A 13,695-nucleotide genomic window follows, 5' to 3' on the forward strand; every position below is an offset into this window, starting at 1 on the left:
CAACCTCTGAATTACTAAATTTTGGCAAATTCCGCGCATAATACAGAAAAAATAAATGTTACGCAACTATTTTATTTTACGATTTTGAATTTAAGATTTAAGATCAAGCACATCTTGCATTGTATACAAGCCTTGATCTTGGGAAAATACCCACGCTGATGCACGTATAGCACCTTTTGCAAAGGTCATACGACTTGATGCTTTATGTGTAATTTCAATACGTTCGCCGATATCAGCAAACATAGCAGTATGCTCACCCACTAAGTCACCCGCACGAATAGTAGAAAAACCAATAGTTTCGCGATCACGCTCACCGGTATGACCTTCGCGGCCATACACAGCTACTTTTTTCAAGTCACGACCTAATGTATCAGCAATTACTTCGCCCATACCCAATGCAGTACCAGACGGTGCATCCACTTTATAACGGTGATGACCTTCAATGATCTCAATGTCAGTGTAGTCACCCATGACCTTGGCCGCCATTTCTAACAGTTTAAACATCACATTAACACCAACACTCATGTTTGGTGCAAATACCACACCTGTCGTATTACCGGCATCATGGATTTGTTGTTTTTGTTCATCACTAAAGCCCGTTGTGCCAATGACTATTTTCTTGTCGTTCGCAACAGCAAACTTAAGATGATTCAATGTCGCTTCGGTCGTCGTAAAATCGACAATCACATCAAAGTCATTAACAACATCAGCAAGGCTACTAACGACTTTAACCCCCAGTGAACCAAGACCCGCTAACTCGCCAACATCAGCACCTAAGAAGCTACACTCAGGACGTTCGATTGCTGCACCAACAACGGCAGCGCCATCACTATCTTGAATGGCTTCTAAAATCGTGCGGCCCATGCGACCATTACAACCCATCACCGCGATTCTTACTGCTTGTCCCATCTAGACTTCTCCCTGTGTTTATCATTAATCAAATAGTTAAAGTACTCTGATGATAGCACTCCTAGAAACACATCAACAATGCTAACTTATACCAATTACATTAAATAAATATTCGGCTATTTACGGAATTGCTATCCTTTATTTTAGGCATAAAAAAACCCGCTATCCTATTTGCTAGAATGCGGGTTTTATTATGCTGAATATTAGCAATCAACCGAAGATACCAAATAGGCCAGCCCATAGGTGTATAGTCGGTATTGTTAAAAATACAATTAAAAATACTAATGCATATTTCCAGTTAAAATCGTTATACGTTGCCATTACTCATCATCCATAAATTGATCTAAATCAAAAACATCTTACCTAAATAATAATGACTCAGCAGCAACTATATTAATTGCGCCACCAATTTATCCCCTTATAGGTAGTGCCAATTTAAGGTTTCAAGACTATATAAATAGCAAAGTTCATGAAAATGTAACACCAACGAATGAACTAAAAGCATATTTTAGACATAAAAAAACGCCTTACTCATATCGCTATGAACAAGGCGTTTAGCTAGTCTGTAATAAGACTGATTAAACGATGTCTAATAGTTCTACTTCAAATACTAGTGCTTGGAATGGACCGATTGCAGCGCCTGCGCCCTGTTCGCCATAAGCTAGGTTGTGTGGGATAGATAGTTTGAATTTATCACCAACGTTCATTAGTTGTAGTGCTTCAGTCCAACCAGCGATAACGCCGCCAACCGGGAATTCAGCTGGTTGACCACGTTCAACTGAGCTATCAAAGATAGTACCGTCAGTAAGTGTGCCATGGTAATGAACACGTACCGTTGATTCTGCAGTTGGTTTTTGCTCGATGTCGCCACGTGCGATAACTTCGTACTGTAGACCAGATTCAGTTACAGTTACTTCTTCACGTTCTGCGTTTGCAGTTAGGAACTGTTCACCTTCAGCAGCAAAGATTTTTGATTTTTCAGCTTTTTCAGCTTCTAATTTTTCATGGATTAGTTGGAAAGCTTGGTTTAGATCTTCGTTACTAACTTTGCTTTCTGCACCAGCGAACGCATCTGCAAGACCAGCTTGAACCGCTGAAATGTCTAGACCTTCGAATGGGTTAGCAGCAAGCTGTTGGCCCATTTGTAGACCAATACCGTAACTACCTTTTTGTTCACTTGTTGCAAATTCAGACATAATTAAACTTCCATAATTCTTAATGATAAACACAGTGACTGTGTTGCTTAAATAACTAGATATGGGCGATTTATTTAAAAACAAGGGAATAAATAAAAATTTTGTTCCTTAAACAATATTCGATATTTAATAAACACTAAAAGACTTATTTATAGTTCAACAGCGCCGCGCCACGCACGCCCCCCTCACCACCAAATTCAGCTTGTTTTAACGTAGGTAATTTCATATTACTAAACACGTAAGCACTCATTTTTTCAGGTAATTTTGAATATAAAGCATCAAATCGCGCTAACCCGCCACCAAACACAATAACATTAGGATCGAGAGCCATGATCAGACTCCCGAGCGACGCGGCTAAAATATCTAAAAACACAGTCACAGTTTTAACGGCAACCATTTCATTAGCTTCGTAAGCCGCAATAATATCTGGCCCCTTTAATGCCTGCTCTTCATTACACGAGCCATTCATATGAATTTTGTAATGCTTGTATAACGCAGCAAGGCCAGTGCCTGAACAATAGGTTTCCAAACAAGAATGTCCACCACAACCACAGTGGGTGACAGGTAGTTCGGGATAACGCTGCAGCATTGTACCTGGGATCGCCATATGACCAAATTCACCAGCACCAAAATTGTGCCCTGACAAGATTGTTTTATTAATGCAGATCGCACCACCTAAACCTGTACCTAAAGTCACTGCAATGGCAATACCTGCGTCTTCAGCCGCTCCTTTATAACACTCCGATAACGCGAAACAATTAGCGTCATTTTGCACTTTTACATCACGACTAATACGTTTCTTTAAATCAGACTGCAAATCCTGCCCATGTAAGCTAGGTAAATTAGAACAAATTAATGTATTCGTGTCAGGATCCATTACCCCAGGATAACCAATCCCGACGAGTCCTTTGCAATCGAACTTCTTATCGGCTTTAAAAATAAAAGTATCGAGTGCATCTAGTAATTCTTCATAATCTTCGGTAGGTGCGGGGATCCGCTCATTAAAAACACATTCAAGTGCTGTGTTATATACCGAAAATTCTATCTTGGTACCGCCAATGTCAAAACCGTAATACATTTAACCCCCATAACCGTTAAATAACAGCTAAATAACTGATAATATAATATTTTCCATTTAATAATGAAAGTGTAATCAATTTCATATGAATAGGCAGCGTTATATCTAAATAATCAATCACACATCAACAATTTATTATATCTGCTGTAACCAGAAACACTGGATAACAAAATGAAATCAAGGGCTGTTAATCGATATTGCGCCAACTTAAGGGTTTGTAGTTACAGAAGATAAAGCTTAAAGTAACATAACAACCCAACTATAGACTTTAAAATGCCGTCGCCTAAAAATAAATTCATCCGTTTTAACAGTATCAATATAGATCATGCTTTTGCTAAAGAAGCACAATTAATTACTCAAATAAAGCAGGATGAATTAGAGCAATGTTTAATGTTATGGCAAGCAAAGACACCAACACTGGTATTACCGGCGGGGAATAAATGGCCTGAATCGAGTACGCTAAAACAAGCGCTCGCAGAACAATATTGGCAGTTATTATCAAGACAAACTGGAGGCGCGCCAGTTCCTCAATCCCCCGGCATCATCAACTTATCCCACATCTATATTTGGCCAGAAAAAACACCTTATTCTACAGTTTCCGCTTATGAAAACCTGTGCTCTGTGCTAAATGACTTTTTGTCCCAATATGGATTAGAAAGTGGAGCGGCTGCAACCCCCTTTTCTTATTGCGATGGTGATTACAATTTAAATATTAATGGCCGAAAAATTATTGGTACTGCGCAGCGTGTCATATTAAAAAAAGGCGGCCGTAAGATCGTTCTGGCGCAAGCATTTATATTAATTGATGTACTGCTCGATGAATTAATTAAACCGGTCAATCTTTGTTATGGCATCCTAGATAAAACACCATTAGTGAAGGCGAGTGCGCACACTTGTTTGTTTGAACATATTCAAGAGCGCCCAAGTATAGACACAATATATCAGCAGCTAACCCAAGCATTTTTACGCAGTGCTTATGCTATCAAGAGCGATTGAGTCGAGACTATAAAATAATAGTGGATAAAATAAAGCCGCAATAATAATTGCGGCTTTAGAATGATTAAACGTTATAACCTAGTTTAATTACTTCGTTAAATCATCAAAGAAGCTTTTAACACCGTCAAAGAAACCTTCTGATTTAGGCTTATGTTTCTTTGCTGACGCATTATTTAATGATGCTTCAAACTGTTGTAGTAAGTCTTTTTGTTCTGCGTTTAACTTAACTGGTGTTTCAAGTATTACTTTACACAGTAAATCACCTGTTGCGCCACCACGTACTGACTTAACGCCTTTACCACGTAAACGGAACATGCGACCAGTTTGCGTTTCAGCAGGTACTTTTAATTTAACACGACCATCTAAAGTCGGTACTTCAATTTCGCCACCGATACCGGCATGTGTGAAGCTAATTGGCACTTCACAGTATAGGTTGCTACCGTCACGCTCAAAGATCGCGTGTTGACGCACACTAACTTGCACATACAGATCACCGGATGGGGCACCCATATCGCCCGCTTCGCCTTCACCAGTTAAACGAATACGATCGCCAGTATCAACACCCGCTGGGATTGTTACTTTTAAATCTTTGCTACGTTCGTAACGGCCTTCACCATGACACTTACGGCAAGGATCTTTAATGATTTTACCTTTACCATGACAAGTTGGGCATGCTTGGTTTACCGCAAAGAAACCTTGACGCATTTGAACTTGACCTTGGCCATGACAAGTACTACAAGTTGTTGCTTTACTGCCTGACTTAGCGCCTGAACCATTACACACTTCACAGTGACATTGGCTTGGGATACGAATCGTTTTGCTTACGCCACGAACCGCTTCTTCAAGCGTAAGTTCCATGTTATAACGCAGATCACTACCACGTGCAGCTCGCTGTTGACGACCTCGGCCACCGCCACCGCCAAAGATGTCACCAAATACATCGCCAAAGATATCACCGAAGTCACCTTGACCACCGTGTCCGCCTTGTTGATTTACACCTGCATGTCCATATTGGTCATAAGCCGCTTTTTTCTGTGCATCATTTAGCACTTCATAAGCTTCTTTAACTTCTTTAAATTGCTCTTCCATCGCTTTATCACCCTTCGTTCTATCAGGGTGAAATTTCATTGCAAGGCGTTTATAGGCCTTTTTAACATCTTTTTCGCTAGCGTCGCGTGATACGCCTAGCACTTCGTAATAATCGCGTTTTGACATAATAATCAGCTTAAATTGGAATAATTTAGATACACGAAAGGCGTTGATGAAGCACCAACGCCTTTGCTATTTAAAAACTAATAACTTAGGCGTTATTATTTTTTGTCGTTTTTCACTTCTTCGAACTCAGCATCAACAACATCACCAGCAACGTCTTTCTCTTGTGGTTGTTCTGCACCAGCTTCAGCGCCAGCTTGTTGTGCTTGAGCTTGCTGTTGAGCAATTTCCATCAATTTTTGAGCCGCTTCCATTAACGTTTGAGTTTTCGCTTCAATCGCTTCTTTGTCGTCGCCTTTAATTGCTGTTTCTAACTCAACAATAGCTGCTTCAATTTTTTCTTTTTCATCAGCAGGTAGTGCTTCGCCAGCTTCTTCGATTTGCTTACGCGTACCGTGAACCATTGCATCAGCTTGGTTACGTGCTTGTACTAGCTCTTCGAATTTAGCATCTTCTGCAGAATTTGCTTCAGCATCACGTACCATTGCTTCTACTTCTTCATCAGAAAGACCTGAAGACGCTTGAATTGTGATTTTTTGTTCTTTACCCGTATCTTTATCAGTTGCAGATACGTGTAAAATACCATCAGCATCGATATCGAAAGTAACTTCAATTTGTGGAATACCACGTTGTGCAGGACGGATACCTTCTAGGTTGAATTGACCTAGTGAGTTGTTGTCTGCAGCACGTTTACGCTCACCTTGGATTGCGTGAACAGTTACAGCAGCTTGGTTATCTTCAGCTGTTGAGAATGTTTGTGACGCTTTAGTCGGGATAGTTGTGTTTTTCTCGATAAGCTTAGTCATAACACCACCCATAGTCTCAATACCCAGAGATAGAGGTGTAACGTCTAGTAGTAGTACGTCTGTTTTGTCACCAGAAAGTACCGCACCTTGAATCGCAGCACCCATAGCTACAGCTTCATCAGGGTTAACGTCTTTACGCGCTTCTTTACCGAAGAATTCAGTAACAGCCGCTTGTACCATAGGCATACGAGTTTGACCACCAACTAGGATGATGTCGTTAATGTCGCCAACAGCTAGGTCTGCATCTTGTAATGCAATACGTAGTGGTTCCATTGTTGCTTTAACTAGATCTTCTACTAGTGACTCTAATTTAGCACGAGTAACTTTGATGTTAAGGTGCTTAGGACCTGACGCATCAGCAGTGATGTAAGGTAGGTTTACATCAGTTTGTGATGCTGAAGACAGTTCGATTTTCGCTTTTTCTGCAGCTTCTTTTAGACGTTGCATTGCTAGCGGATCGTTTGTTAGGTCAAAGTTTTGTGCTTTTTTGAATTCTGCTACTAGGTAGTTGATTAGGCGTGTATCAAAATCTTCACCACCTAAGTGTGTATCACCGTTAGTCGCTAATACTTCAAATGTTTTTTCGCCATCTAGCTCATCGATTTCGATGATAGAGATATCGAATGTACCACCACCAAGGTCGTATACAGCAACAACGCTGTCGCCTTTAGCTGTGTTTACGCCATATGCGAATGCAGCAGCAGTTGGTTCGTTGATGATACGTTTAACATCAAGACCAGCAATACGACCAGCATCTTTCGTTGCTTGACGTTGTGAATCGTTAAAGTATGCAGGAACAGTGATTACTGCTTCTGTTACTGCTTCGCCTAAGTAGTCTTCAGCCGTTTTCTTCATTTTTTTCAAAACTTCAGCAGAAACTTGTGGCGGAGCCATTTTTTCGCCTTTAGCTTCAACCCATGCATCACCATTATCAGCTTTCACAATGTTGAAAGGCATGATTTCGATATCACGTTGAATCTCTTCATCTTCAAAACGACGGCCGATCATACGTTTGATTGCAAACAACGTGTTTTCAGGGTTCGTTACAGCTTGGCGTTTTGCAGGCTGACCAACTAAAGTTTCACCATCTGCACTATAAGCGATGATTGACGGAGTAGTACGATCACCTTCAGCATTCTCGATTACGCGAGCAGTGTCGCCATCTAAGATTGATACACAAGAGTTAGTTGTACCTAAATCGATACCAATGATTTTACCCATAATCGTAATTCTCCAATAAATACTTTCATTTACAAATTTGATACAGAATAGATGGTGACAGTTAAAAGCTATTTCAAGTCTATTAAAATACTTTTTCCATCTCTGACAACCCGCGGCTTGCAAGGTTATCTCTGCGATTGAAAATAAATATGGGGACAAAATGAGAGGCTTCAAGCAGAAACGTGAATTAATTAAAAAAAAAATGAATATAATTACGAAAATAGACTTAAATATAGTTTGAAAAAGTTAATAACACCGCTATTTAAGTCAACCAACACCTCAATTACTCGATAATATACTTAGCCTTATCAATGACTTCACCTGATAACTCAATGCCCATTCTGGTAGCTGCATCCAAATTAATGGAAAGTACGGGGTGAACAAGATAATTATCGGTGTGTAAGTCTTTCTTACCTTCAGCTAAGCGAACTAATAAATCAGCGGTATCCTTGCCGATTTGCACATAATCGATGTTATAGACAGCAAAAATACCTTTGTTGATACTACTATGGTCCTCACCTATCAATGCAACGCTATTCCGTTCAGCTACTGTTACAACGTAGTTTAGGTCAGGCATGTCAGTAATATGATGGGGTAAATATATCGCATCGACTTGTGGTGCGAGTACTCGAGCTGAAGCTCTAAGTTCGGCACTACCATCAATATAATAATAAATAACCTGTACACCATTTTGCTTTTGCTGCGCTAAAATTTGTTCCACGTTAAAGGTATCAGTCGAGTTATTATCAATAATGACACCTAAGGTATTAATACCGGGCAATAATTTTTTAATAAAGTTAACATCATAATGATCTATTAATTCATCGTGATGATGATTCTCATCCATACTGCTCTTATCAAGGTAAATATCGGTGGATACACCTTGCTGGCTAACCAAGGTAATAAAAGGCCTCTGTTGTGACATCGAAATAGTCATATTAACATCTGATAGCTGCGCCTGACTTTCATCCATCCACGTCAGATTCGTACCAACGACATAACCTTGCCGAGTTAACTCCGATTGTAACCCTGATTGAACGTGTTCGACCACCATGCCAGAATCTAAAGCCGAAAGGCTGACTCGAAGCTGACTAGCTTGGCTTTCAAGGGCGAGTAAAGAAAGTAAAAGCATTAAAAATACGGCTGATGGTATGCCAGTATGGTGATGTGATAGGTATGATAGGTGTGATAGGTGTGATAGGTGTGATCGTTCCATAATATGACCTTCTCGCATTACGCTTTCCTTAGCTATTTAATACTGTCGAGGTAAGGTAGTTAATTTAACACATAATCTTTTGATAAATAATGTAATGCATCACATTTTCCCATGCCTAAAAATGAGTTACCATCAAGCACATAATAATAGATTATTGAGCAATGATCTTAACAATATAAATAAGGAAGCAATATGTTCTGGAGCAAAACACTAAAGTTAGCCGGACTTACATCGCTAATGATGTTCACGACGGCACAAGCGGCAACGTTTGATAAACCTGAAACAGATATTAAATATCGTCAATCCGCATTAACCATGATCGCAATTAACTTTTCTGACATGGCTGATATGGTTAAAGGGAAGAAGGAATGGAATGATGAAACATTCCAGCTTCGTTCTGAGCAATTGGCACAACTGATTCCGATGGCTCAGCACGGTTTTAGTGCAAGCGATAGCCAAACTGGTGACACTAAAGCGAAAGCAGCAATCTGGACAGATGCCGATGGTTTTGCCACTAAATTTAGTCAGTTTAATAAAGACGCTCTGCACTTAGCGACAGTTGCAAAAGAAGGTAATCGAGGTCAAATCAAAAAGGCATTTGGTCAAACAGCGAAAAACTGTAAGTCTTGTCATAGCGATTATAAACTGAAGTAATAACGAATATAATAAAGAAAGGCGAACAAATGTATTTGTTCGCCTTTCTTTGTTTTAGCGCATTAATTCACACCAAAAAATTAATGATTACACGCTATCTATGATGGTGCCAGTTTGTCTCTGCGGTGCATTCGCTAACCAAGGCGACAAATGTTTTTGTAGCATTAACGTTAATACTTGTTTACTCACTGGCTTCGCCATGAAATCATCCATCCCAGCGATAAAACATTTATCTTTTTCTGTTTGTAATACATTGGCGGTTAATGCCACGATCGGAATATGCTGATCAACAGGTTCACTTTCTCGAATAATCTTTGTTGCTTCAAAACCATCAAGCACTGGCATCTGGCAATCCATCAATATTAAATTGAATGTTTGCTCTTTACATAAATCTACCGCAATTTGGCCGTTATCGGCAATCGTTACCTCAATACCGAGCTTTTGTAACATCATCTGAGTCACTTTCTGGTTGATAAATGTATCTTCAACCAAGAGCACTTTCATTACATCGCTGGCGGCCCTGTGATCTACAACTTTTTCTGTTTGCTCTGCGTCCTCATTTAGCATGGTTTTAAGGACCACATTTTTTAATGTGTCAGCTTTATAAGGACGACTTAAAAAAGCTTTTATACCAAGTTTTTTGGCTAATACATCATCACCGATTTGCGCTTCTGCAGACATCATCATTAAGCGAGGTGTGAGTTCAGCAAATTCATCTTGTAATTGTTTTGCCACCGTAAAACCATCCAAATTGGGCATGATTTTATCAATAATAACCAAATCAAATGGCTTCCCTTTATCTAAGGCATCAAGCACAATTTGTTTGGTTAAACACGGGTCATCGCAAGATACAGATGTCGCGCCAAAATTTTTCAATTGCGCAGAGGTAATACGCATATTTAGCATACTGTCATCGACAAGTAATATTGACAGTCCAGCAAGGCTTTGTTCTATATCCTTCCCGTGTAAAAGCTCATCAATACATTCAAATTCAGCGGTAAATTCAAATCGACTACCTTTACCCGGCTTACTGTAAACCATAATGTCACTGTCCATTAATTGGACAATACTACGGCAGATCGCTAAACCTAATCCCGTACCACCATAATTACGTGTTGTGCTGCCATCAGCTTGTTGAAATTTATCAAATATTTTTTGTTGGTTTTCAGCGGCAATACCGATACCAGTATCAATAATTTGGAACATGACCCCTGCACTATTATCTTCACGTCGCATTAGCTTGATATTAAGATGCACATAGCCTTCAGAGGTAAATTTGATCGCATTAGATAAAAGGTTATTTAATACTTGGCGTAATTGGGTGATATCACCGAGTACCATATCTGGTACTTGTTCATCAATATGACACACTAAAGCAATGTGCTTCTGTCCCGCCACAATTGAAAAATTAGCTTCGATTTCCTTACATAATTCAAATAAATTCAGCGGGTTTTTTGCCAACACAAGTTGCCCAGATTCAATTTTAGAGAAATCAAGAATATCGTTAATTAAATCCAGCAGCGTAATCGAAGAAGAGTAAAGCATATCAACAAACTCTTTCTGGTCACTATCCATTGGCATGTCTTGTAATAAGGATGCTGTACCAATCACACCGTTCATTGGTGTACGGATCTCATGGCTCATATTTGCTAAAAATTCACTTTTCTTTAAATTAGCATCTTCAGCTTGAAGCTTAGCAACTTCTAGCTCACGATAGTTATGACGAATGCGTATAATGGAAGCATTATAACTTGCCGTTAAACTAGTGATCTCATCATCAAATGGACGAGGCATTAATTCAAGTGATTGTGGCAGCTTATCATTATCAAACTTACTCACGGCGTCCGATATTTCAGTTAACGGTCTTACCACTATTTTATACACAACAAAAAGAATAAATAATGCAACAATGAAGATTTTTACCGCCTGAGACAATAACAAGAAAATAAACTTATCCCATAATCCCTTATAGATAGGATAGAGATCGGCCTGAATCTTAAGTGTGGCGAGATTAAACGTCTTACTGCCAAAATCTTGCTGCATTGGCCAAGACACTTGATATTGATATTCCGATAATGGTTTTCCTAGTTTAAGGATTGTACCGCTATCATCTTTAATTTCGAGGTAATGAACGCCAGGCAGTTTCATTATCCCTTCTGCCTGCAGCGTTAATTGGTCACGATCTTCAACCCATAAACTAGCTGTTAAGCTGGACAAATTGCTTTGCTTGATTTGATAAAGCTGAGTTTCTATACCTGATATATCTTCTTTATAATCAAGATAGACATTCAGACCGGTAATCAGTAATGTAAAAAAAGAACTAATAAGTATTATGGATACAAGTAATTGCCTCGCTATACCTACTTTTTTATTTTGCAACTTCGCTTTCTTCATTCCTAAGCTCACACCTAATTACTAATCGACTAATCTAATAATAGACATTACTATGGAATTACTACTATAAGGAAGTAAAAATGAAACTGTTTATTTCAATAATGTTAACTCTACAGCTTTGCATTGCTAGCTTTACTGCTAATGCAGAATCTATCAATTATTATGTCATTGACAAACAAGCAATGCCTTTTCAAATAACAACGGATAGTGAAAAGCATTCAGGCATAGTTTCAGACATCATATCTTGTATATTTATGGATAATTACACTGTTCGTTACCATACCTATCCATTCAACCGTATGATTTCAGAGTTGGAAGCCGGGAGAGAGAAAAACTGGGTAACTTATGGCAGCCCAGGTTGGGGCGGCGTACAAGCAGAAAATTTATCCGATATGCCAATTTACACTGTTAGTCATAGTATATTAACCAGCGCTAAATCTGACTTTATTTACCGAGATCTAAAAGACATAAACGACAAAATTCTTGTATTACTCTATGGTTTTGATTACCCAAACTTACAACCTTTAATTGATCGTGGCCAAATTAAAGAGCTAAGGGTGAAAGATTATGCTGCAGCCTTTCGTATTTTAGACAAAATGCCACAAGATTCTGCCTTTGTTGAAATGACCTCCCGAATTAAATACAACTTAAAAATACAGTCTAGAGATCTAAAACAATATAGGTTACAAGACTTTTCAGCATTAATTCCAAGCTACCCGATTTACTTGGCGCTCGATCCAAAGATGGATAAAGACATTCAAAAATTTATTAACCAGAAATTATCCGACATGTCTGATTCAGGTTCACTAACAGAAATTATTCATCGCTATATCTAACATTATTACACCGATAATAAGTCGCTAACTTATTATCGGTGTATATATTACGCCCTTGGAAGTCTATTCAGGTGCATCAAACTTAGTCAATAAAACTAGACTCAAACATGTGCCCTAGCTTGTCAGATTTAGTTTTAAGGTAACCAGCATTATGTGGATTATGACCTTCTTGTAACGGCACGCGTTCCGCAATATTGATACCCGCTTTCATTAACGCATTTACCTTACGTGGATTATTGGTCATTAAATTAACAGCATTTATATTCAAGTGACCTAACATTCCTTGGCAAAAAGTATAATCTCGCATATCAGCCGCAAACCCTAGACGTTCATTTGCTTCAACTGTATCCGCGCCATCATCTTGTAGATGGTAAGCTCTAATTTTATTTAACAAACCGATGCCGCGCCCTTCTTGGCGTAAATACAAGATCACACCACTCCCTTTAGCTACAATATTTTGCATGGCTTTTGCTAACTGAAAGCCACAATCACAACGTGCACTGAATAAGGCATCACCAGTCAAACATTCTGAATGTAAACGAATTAATACAGGCTCACTTGGATCAAGCTCACCATAAACTAAAGCTAAGTGCTCTTTACCTGTCGCGTTTTCAATAAAGCCATTCATTTGAAATGTACCGAATTTAGTCGGTAACTTTGCACTATCAACATAAGTGATCAAATTATAAGGTGCTTGCTGAGCTAACTCACAACGTACATCCATTAATATTCGACCAAGTTCATTGCGTCCGCTACCATCTCCACCGTCCCCCCAATAAGTGTCTTTATGCGAATGCTCTGTTAATACTTGCTCACCCGTTGCCACAAGTTGATAGGCATAAAATGGATTCTGACTAAATTTTTTCATCACGACATCACGCATGACACTGTCACGTACTTCCATCCAATCTGATTTCACAAATTGCGCATACTCTCGGCTTAAGCTAAAAGCGTCATCAGGTGTCTGTGCTTGACGAATTAAATCTTGTAATTGAAGATCATTGAATTTTTGCGCTTGATAATAATGTTCGCTACTCGGCCATTTAACCCCATCAACCTTGATAGTGGCTAACGCAAAATTTGACAAAAAACCAAAATCATCATTCGGTTCGTAAAATTGTATTTCATCTATCATTTATTTCTATTCCATGAAAATAAAGCTGATTTAACATGAACA

11 protein-coding genes and 1 pseudogene are annotated in these 13,695 nt (G+C 39.0%); 3 read left to right on the forward strand and 9 right to left on the reverse strand.

What is annotated here, in order from left to right; genetic code table 11:
* Positions 1-90: 90 nt before the first annotated feature.
* The 3 genes from dapB to HWV03_RS18355 form a co-directional block, all read right to left on the reverse strand.
* Positions 91-909 (reverse strand): 4-hydroxy-tetrahydrodipicolinate reductase, encoded by an 819-nt coding sequence (dapB, locus tag HWV03_RS18345; RefSeq protein ID WP_211677205.1) that lies wholly within the window; start codon positions 907-909, stop codon positions 91-93.
* A 578-nt stretch (positions 910-1,487) separates the two neighbouring features.
* Positions 1,488-2,105: an FKBP-type peptidyl-prolyl cis-trans isomerase gene (locus HWV03_RS18350; protein ID WP_211677207.1), complete on the reverse strand. Its 618-nt coding sequence runs from the start codon at positions 2,103-2,105 to the stop codon at positions 1,488-1,490.
* A gap of 145 nt (positions 2,106-2,250) precedes the next feature.
* Positions 2,251-3,183 (reverse strand): ROK family protein, encoded by a 933-nt coding sequence (locus tag HWV03_RS18355; RefSeq protein WP_211677208.1) that lies wholly within the window; start codon positions 3,181-3,183, stop codon positions 2,251-2,253.
* 273 nt (positions 3,184-3,456) lie between these two features.
* On the opposite strand from HWV03_RS18355, the gene HWV03_RS18360 reads away from it, so the two are divergent.
* Entirely contained in the window at positions 3,457-4,179 is a 723-nt protein-coding gene (locus HWV03_RS18360) for a lipoate--protein ligase family protein (protein WP_211677210.1), read from the forward strand.
* Positions 4,180-4,266: 87 nt separating this feature from the next.
* Here the strand turns inward: HWV03_RS18360 and dnaJ are convergent, their stop codons facing one another.
* The 3 genes from dnaJ to HWV03_RS18375 form a co-directional block, all read right to left on the reverse strand.
* Positions 4,267-5,394 carry a molecular chaperone DnaJ gene (gene dnaJ, locus HWV03_RS18365; protein ID WP_211677211.1) on the reverse strand — a complete coding sequence of 376 codons (1,128 nt, stop codon included), beginning with the start codon at positions 5,392-5,394 and terminating at the stop codon, positions 4,267-4,269.
* A 95-nt stretch (positions 5,395-5,489) separates the two neighbouring features.
* Complete coding sequence (dnaK, locus tag HWV03_RS18370; protein WP_211677212.1) at positions 5,490-7,418, reverse strand: molecular chaperone DnaK; 1,929 nt, start codon at positions 7,416-7,418, stop codon at positions 5,490-5,492.
* A gap of 283 nt (positions 7,419-7,701) precedes the next feature.
* On the reverse strand, positions 7,702-8,634 hold the full coding sequence (locus HWV03_RS18375; protein ID WP_255546915.1) for an ABC transporter substrate-binding protein: 933 nt from the start codon (positions 8,632-8,634) through the stop codon (positions 7,702-7,704).
* A gap of 192 nt (positions 8,635-8,826) precedes the next feature.
* Here HWV03_RS18375 and HWV03_RS18380 point away from each other — a divergent pair, with 192 nt between their 5' ends.
* Entirely contained in the window at positions 8,827-9,288 is a 462-nt protein-coding gene (locus tag HWV03_RS18380) for a c-type cytochrome (RefSeq protein ID WP_211677214.1), read from the forward strand.
* Between the two features lie 87 nt (positions 9,289-9,375).
* Here the strand turns inward: HWV03_RS18380 and HWV03_RS18385 are convergent, their stop codons facing one another.
* The gene (locus HWV03_RS18385) at positions 9,376-11,682 is read right to left on the reverse strand and encodes a response regulator (RefSeq protein WP_211677215.1); all 2,307 of its coding nucleotides are present in this window, start codon (positions 11,680-11,682) and stop codon (positions 9,376-9,378) included.
* A gap of 80 nt (positions 11,683-11,762) precedes the next feature.
* Here HWV03_RS18385 and HWV03_RS18390 point away from each other — a divergent pair, with 80 nt between their 5' ends.
* On the forward strand, positions 11,763-12,518 hold the full coding sequence (locus HWV03_RS18390) for an amino acid ABC transporter (protein WP_211677216.1): 756 nt from the start codon (positions 11,763-11,765) through the stop codon (positions 12,516-12,518).
* 82 nt (positions 12,519-12,600) lie between these two features.
* On the opposite strand, the gene ribA is transcribed toward HWV03_RS18390, so the two are convergent.
* Together ribA and HWV03_RS22660 are read right to left on the reverse strand one after the other, a co-directional pair.
* Positions 12,601-13,242, reverse strand: a complete 642-nt coding sequence (gene ribA / locus HWV03_RS22655) for a GTP cyclohydrolase II (protein WP_255547190.1) — start codon at positions 13,240-13,242, stop codon at positions 12,601-12,603.
* A 39-nt stretch (positions 13,243-13,281) separates the two neighbouring features.
* A pseudogene (locus HWV03_RS22660) lies at positions 13,282-13,653 on the reverse strand (NADAR family protein); the annotation flags it as partial.
* Positions 13,654-13,695 lie beyond the last annotated feature (42 nt).

The organism is Moritella sp. 36, assembly GCF_018219415.1.
Lineage (GTDB): Bacteria > Pseudomonadota > Gammaproteobacteria > Enterobacterales > Moritellaceae > Moritella.

Coding starts and splice junctions, on each gene's coding strand:
- dapB (WP_211677205.1), bottom strand. CDS start 909: ATGGGACAAGCAGTAAGAATCGCGGTGATGGGTTGTAATGGTCGCATG.
- HWV03_RS18385 (WP_211677215.1), bottom strand. CDS start 11,682: ATGAAGAAAGCGAAGTTGCAAAATAAAAAAGTAGGTATAGCGAGGCAA.
- HWV03_RS18360 (WP_211677210.1), top strand. CDS start 3,457: ATGCCGTCGCCTAAAAATAAATTCATCCGTTTTAACAGTATCAATATA.
- dnaJ (WP_211677211.1), bottom strand. CDS start 5,394: ATGTCAAAACGCGATTATTACGAAGTGCTAGGCGTATCACGCGACGCT.
- ribA (WP_255547190.1), bottom strand. CDS start 13,242: ATGGATGTACGTTGTGAGTTAGCTCAGCAAGCACCTTATAATTTGATC.
- HWV03_RS18350 (WP_211677207.1), bottom strand. CDS start 2,105: ATGTCTGAATTTGCAACAAGTGAACAAAAAGGTAGTTACGGTATTGGT.
- HWV03_RS18390 (WP_211677216.1), top strand. CDS start 11,763: ATGAAACTGTTTATTTCAATAATGTTAACTCTACAGCTTTGCATTGCT.
- HWV03_RS18375 (WP_255546915.1), bottom strand. CDS start 8,634: ATGGAACGATCACACCTATCACACCTATCACACCTATCATACCTATCA.
- HWV03_RS18355 (WP_211677208.1), bottom strand. CDS start 3,183: ATGTATTACGGTTTTGACATTGGCGGTACCAAGATAGAATTTTCGGTA.
- dnaK (WP_211677212.1), bottom strand. CDS start 7,418: ATGGGTAAAATCATTGGTATCGATTTAGGTACAACTAACTCTTGTGTA.
- HWV03_RS18380 (WP_211677214.1), top strand. CDS start 8,827: ATGTTCTGGAGCAAAACACTAAAGTTAGCCGGACTTACATCGCTAATG.